Below are 5485 nucleotides of genomic sequence, written 5' to 3'. Positions count from 1 at the left end.
CAACCACGCGAGAGCATCGAGCTGGGTGCCGTCAGTGCCACGATGTGTGCACGTAGGCATACCTTGTCCGAGCCGGAACCGTGCAGGTGAGGAAAATTTTCCCCGAAAATCTGATCTGATCTCGAGCGCTTCATGCTCCATTTTTTTGCATGCAAAATTTTGAAGCCGGCGACTCGCTGCGAAATTTTTTCGCGGCGAGTCGCTGGCCAACAACGAGCAACGCGAGGCGTTAGCTTTTCTCTGCGTTTATTGATTGATTTCGAAGCGCCATCACCTGTGATTTTTTCATCGAGCGGATCTCACCGGCCAGCGTAAAAAGTGACGACGTCCAGCCCTCTCCGATCATGCAGGCATTCAGCAGTTCTGAAACGTCCCTGCCGTCATTTTTCGAAGCCTGAACGGACAGCAGAGCGCGAGTAAGTTCCAGATCGTCTTCAGCGGCCCGTAGAAGCTCCGTGAGCGTCTTTTGACCTTCAGGCAAACCCAACGCACCCCCATGAGTTCGTAGCCGCTCGTTGTACTCCTGAGCGCCTTCTACGGGGTCATGTGTTGGGTTGCCAGGGAAAGGGCTGGGGTCATGTTTGACCACAAACATCGGCTGGCCAAACAGGGCACTGCTCTGTGCGCACTGAACGTAGTCAGAAGTAGAGATCAGGCGACGTAAATGAGCCATCGTGCGGCCTCCAGTTGTCATCGTCGTGGGGTTTGACGATGACAGGGAACCGCTCGCGTAGCGAGTGGGGCGCCGCGTCCAGCGAAGCCCCCGAGGCCGTGCCGAGGGTTGGGGGAGCCGCTTTCGAGCCGCGCCCCAGCGCATCAGGCAGGCCATCCCAATGGCCGGTCGGAAGTGGGGGCTTGCCCCCTTCGTCCGGGCTGAAGCGAAGCCAGCCGGACCCCGGGCTGTTCCTGACGCGCAGCGAAGAGCAAGAACAGTACGGGGTCCGGGTGCGAAGCTCCCGGGCGAAGGCTGGGGTGAATGCGTTTCTGGAGGCGCGTTCAGCGCCGGAGGAAAGTGCAGAGGGCGTCAGCCCTGATGCGGGTTAGCGCTCGTTCAGAGCGCGCCCGCATGGGGTCGATTCTGACGCAGTTCTGATAGCAGAAGCTCTAGCAGTCGTTATAGCGCTTGCTATACCAGTCTGCATACGAAATGAATAATGACCGCTATAAGGCACTAACGCCTCGCTACGCTCGTTGTTGGCCGGTGAACCGTCGCGAATCAGAGATTCGCTTCCTCTCACACGGCAGGAACGAGGCTGCGCAAACAGATAGGAATGCTCCCCTGAAACGGGGCGAGAAAAGGCGCGCGCAAAGCGCGGCTCATGCAGGCGAGCCTGTCTTTCCGCTGCGCTTCAAGACAGGCTCGCCCTCCCAGGCTTCGTAAAAGCCCGAGGGTTCGCCTTGCTCTCCGCTGTCGGTAGATCGGTGGCCCGATCCTGCCCCCCTCACGCGCCGGAGAGACACGCCACAAGCTGCTGCACTACCGCTCTCGTCATCGTGCTGATGGGAGCCCCGCGCCGTTTTTAATGAGGTGGCCGGTGTTGCCCGTTGCCCTCGGTGGTAGTGCTGCCAGGTCGCGACACTGGCAAGCATTGGACGCGCGTCGCACGCTGGGCCATGTGTGAGGTTTCCCCGTTTGGCCCGACCGTCACGACTAGAGGGTAACTATCAACTTGAATCCAACCCCTCTGGCCACGTGTCACGCTGATGTGACGGCCGAAAAGGGATTCTTTCTAAAGGGGGGAAGGTGTTGCGCAGGGGCCATAGGGGCCGCTAGACTAGAACCACGTGCTAAGTTCTCTCTTCTGTCCCCCAGTAGAGAGAATCCGAAACCCCGAGGATTGCCGTCCTCGGGGTTTCATCATTTCTGGCCTTTAAGTTATCCCTCAACGACTTACCGCGTCAACTATGACCCAAACAGTCGTCAGTATTAGGCCGCTATCCAATCTCTGGCCAGTAACGACTCACCTAGTAGTACATCTTGCCTGATATCTGTCCCGGAACCAGATACAGTGCAACATCATGCGACAGTAGCGATGCGACACCATGCGACTCTCTCCAAGCGATGCAGCTCGCCTGTTCAAAATCCACAGGGCAACTCTATACCGCCATATGGCATCAGGCCGCTTGTCATGGGTTCTGGAGCCTGATGGGAGACGGGTACTGGATCTTTCGGAGCTTATCCGATGCTATGGCGAGCCATCCGGTCATGCGACACCTGCGACACCGCCTGAGCAGGCCCATGCGACAGCAGATGCGACACCCGCGACAGAGCGTCTATTGGCGGAGTTGGTTGAGTTGACTCGTCGTCAAGGTGAAGAAGTACGATTGCTGCGTGAAGAGGTAGCCAGCCTAAGAAGACTCCCTCCACCAGAAAACTATCAAGACGCTTCGAAAGAAAACCAAGCGCAGACCGAAGCTGACGACCCTCATGGGTTTCGTGCGATCGTTAAGAAAATCTATGCAAATGATGAACGAGGCAAATCAAACTAGGAGCGCTCCTCTACCCTCGTTTGAGAGAAATATCATCGGTTAAGTGATTGCCAAGGTAGGTCTTCAAAATAAAGTCGTATCACTTCATATGCCTCATCGAAATCCGGGAGTTCTCCAGAAATTTCGTCCGACATATCTAAATAATCTTTTCTTGATGCTTCCACTACTCGGGGGTCACTTATTCCTTGTTGGTTTAAAAACTCCTCAATGCCTTTGCCCTCAGATTTAGCAAAAAGTGTTTCTAAAACCTCTTGCATTTCAACTTTATTTTTTGTGGCATAGTTAGAAACCAGCAAATATAAATCGTAGATATCCTGCCTTCTTGACCTATCTCTTACTACTTGCTGTAGTATAGATCTTATTTTTTCTGCAATCATCGAAACAAGGCTATAAACTTTTATAGAATCATCTTCGTCTCCATCAATGGTTAACTCTTGAACGCTACCCGTTTCCTCATTAAAACTATAATCTATAGATAAAGTTTTAGGAGACTGGCCTCTTTCTAACTGTCTAAGCACTGAAGCTTGCCTTTGAGAAGCATATCCTATTTTTATTTTGTAAGATGGGAAGGTACTTTCCATTCTTGGCTTTACTTCAATACTTTGAACTTTTGCTTTAATTTCATACATAAGATCTGGAATGACAGCTTCTAGGCTCCTATCTAACCTTTCTCTCAACTCTTTTTCTGACATAGAAGATATTTTACTTTTTGTAGAAAAATCTATGTCAGTTGTAAATCTTTCGCTTCTATAAGATATCCCCATCAAAACTCCTCCCTTCATTACCATGCTTTCAGAAAGGTCTGAGTCGTTCGAAATGGCTAACAAAACTGTATGCACGACTTTTTTAAAATCAGGGTTTATGCCCAATGACTCATCTTTAACCCAGTCTTGAACCGTTCTCTGCGAATCCATATAAGTCCTTGTTATTTATAGATAAATTCCATTCGGAGTCGTAATGGCTATGAAATTCACCGTTTGCTATAAAAAGCCTACTTGAACCGCGCTGATTTGACTTTGAATCCTTCCATTTTTTTATTATTGGAATATCTTTTTCTAGCACTTTTTCAAAAAAGAATCCTACTCTAGCTTGATCTATGGCCGTACCGTACTTATCAGCTGCTTTAATTATTTGTCTTTGAAATATTTCTGCGTGTTCAAAAAAAACAGATATTACATGAGATTCACCACCGCACCTATTAGGGTTTTTTAACATATCTAAAAAAAGATTGCCTATATCTCTAACTCTAACACCTCTTTCATTTTCTCTTGGAACAAGATAATTGCTGGTACTAATAACTATTACTTCTTTTCCAAAATGTTCACCGCTTATAGGGAACACGGGCATAAAGTTTTTGGCCACTGACAAAGAACCAATTCTTTCAGTTATTTCTGAGAGAGATTTTTCCTTCCACATCTTTTGACTACAAGTCGTGAAGTATATTAATTTAGGAATTCTGTCAGTTACACCATACCAAGCCATCGCTGAGAGGTGTGATATATATCCGTAGTTATATATCGAACATAGAAGCTCTTCTGTTGAAGCTTTAGAGAAAGGTTTAACTATAAGATATCGGAAGCTTAGAGGATCCAATAATTTCATACCGGGATAGTCGATTACCCCGCTTATTTCAAGACGGCTTATACATCTTCTAAATTGTTCGTTGCCAGGCGTTTTTGTTTTTATGTTTAAGATCCTTTCTCCTTTATACATTTCTTTCTTATATAAAGAAGCAATTTCTTCTTGAAGCCTTTTGTTGCTTATAGCTCCTTTTTGATAGTCATCAATTAGCCATCTCGAAACAGCTTCTTCGATAGGTAAAGCCATTTACCATCTCACCTATAAAGCGATATACGTCCTAAGGACGTATATCGCTTTATAGTCGAAACGTCAATATTTTTTTGTTTTTTCCGCTTCATTGCTTGATTTTTGGTCGTACGCCACCTAGGATGCGTCCTAAGGACGCATCCTAGGTGGCTTTCGATGAAAAAATTTGCTTTTGATTGTTAGAAATTCATGATTACGCGTCTTATCATGAGTGAAAAATGGCCCCACTGAGGGCCATTTTTGGTGAGCTGAAAACGTCATAACTACCCTCTGTGGGACAGTCCTTTTTCAAAGAGGAGAGAGTGGGGTTATGTCTGAAGTGGTTTCATCTCGAGTAGGCGTCGGCATTATCGTCGAACGCGAGACCGGGCAAATATTGTTGGGTTATCGAAACAAGGCTGATGAGTCTCCCTGCTGGTGCTTGCCAGGAGGACATGTTGAGCAGGGTGAAAGCTTCTCGGTAGCGGCGCTTCGAGAGCTGCACGAAGAAACAGGAATATTTGAGACTGGATCGGTAACCGTTTTTTCAGTCTTTCAAAACCTGACAAGCCCAGCACCTGCTATCACTGCAGGAATACTTGTTTCGGTCAGAGAGCAGAACACCCAGCCCGTCGTCACAGAACCGGAAGTTTTCTCGTGCTGGCGTTGGTTCTCATTGAGCGATCTCCCCGAACCTCTTTTTCCCGCCTCTGATGCCCTGCTCAACGCATTTAAAAATCAGCCTGTTCCACAAGGCTGGATAAGCTATCCAATCCATGTTGTCGACGAGCACCCCCAGTCACGTGCTCTTATGCAGTCACAGGAGTAAGGATGCTCCTTCGAGCACGGATCGCTCGAAAACAGACGTGAGCAGGATGCTCATGGGAGCAGGCAAGGACACGTCGCTCCATGAAACCCCGGCCAGTTAACTCTGATGCCGGGTTTTTTGTGTCTACTCGCTGGGTTTGCGTTCCTTCCGTCGATACCACCAGTGCGAAATTCTCGGCCCGACAGCCGCAGCAACAGCGATCGCCACAAGCGGGGCGGTCATCATCACGGTTTGCAGTGTTTGACTCATGTTATCCCTCCATACTCGACGCTGTTTTCAGCGCTGGAACTCTATGTCATGCAAGCGGCAGCGAGCGTGACAAACGGGGTCTCGGGGCGAAGCCCTGAGCAAGACGCCAGG

General features: G+C 48.8%; 6 protein-coding genes. 2 read left to right on the top strand and 4 right to left on the bottom strand.

The annotated features are described in order from the left end of the window. Window positions 1-229: 229 nt before the first annotated feature. The gene (locus ACXMYO_RS16105) at window positions 230-673 is read right to left on the bottom strand and encodes a hypothetical protein (protein WP_457809510.1); all 444 of its coding nucleotides are present in this window, start codon (window positions 671-673) and stop codon (window positions 230-232) included. A gap of 1370 nt (window positions 674-2043) precedes the next feature. Here ACXMYO_RS16105 and ACXMYO_RS16100 point away from each other — a divergent pair. Continuing rightward, window positions 2044-2490: a hypothetical protein gene (locus tag ACXMYO_RS16100; RefSeq protein WP_457809509.1), complete on the top strand. Its 447-nt coding sequence runs from the start codon at window positions 2044-2046 to the stop codon at window positions 2488-2490. Between the two features lie 32 nt (window positions 2491-2522). On the opposite strand, the gene ACXMYO_RS16095 is transcribed toward ACXMYO_RS16100, so the two are convergent. Then, window positions 2523-3404, bottom strand: a complete 882-nt coding sequence (locus tag ACXMYO_RS16095) for a nucleotidyl transferase AbiEii/AbiGii toxin family protein (RefSeq protein ID WP_457809508.1) — start codon at window positions 3402-3404, stop codon at window positions 2523-2525. After that, window positions 3370-4317 carry a type IV toxin-antitoxin system AbiEi family antitoxin domain-containing protein gene (locus ACXMYO_RS16090; protein WP_457809507.1) on the bottom strand — a complete coding sequence of 316 codons (948 nt, stop codon included), beginning with the start codon at window positions 4315-4317 and terminating at the stop codon, window positions 3370-3372. Before ACXMYO_RS16090 ends, ACXMYO_RS16095 begins: the two co-directional genes overlap by 35 nt. Window positions 4318-4627: 310 nt before the next feature. Here ACXMYO_RS16090 and ACXMYO_RS16085 point away from each other — a divergent pair, with 310 nt between their 5' ends. Continuing rightward, complete coding sequence (locus ACXMYO_RS16085; RefSeq protein WP_457809506.1) at window positions 4628-5125, top strand: nucleotide triphosphate diphosphatase NUDT15; 498 nt, start codon at window positions 4628-4630, stop codon at window positions 5123-5125. Window positions 5126-5248: 123 nt separating this feature from the next. Here ACXMYO_RS16085 and ACXMYO_RS16080 read toward each other — a convergent pair whose 3' ends face one another. After that, the gene (locus ACXMYO_RS16080; RefSeq protein WP_457809505.1) at window positions 5249-5374 is read right to left on the bottom strand and encodes a hypothetical protein; all 126 of its coding nucleotides are present in this window, start codon (window positions 5372-5374) and stop codon (window positions 5249-5251) included. Between the last annotated feature and the right edge of the window lie 111 nt (window positions 5375-5485).

The organism is Kushneria sp. EE4 (assembly GCF_977968315.1).
This window is presented reverse-complemented; position numbering and strand designations above follow the sequence as displayed.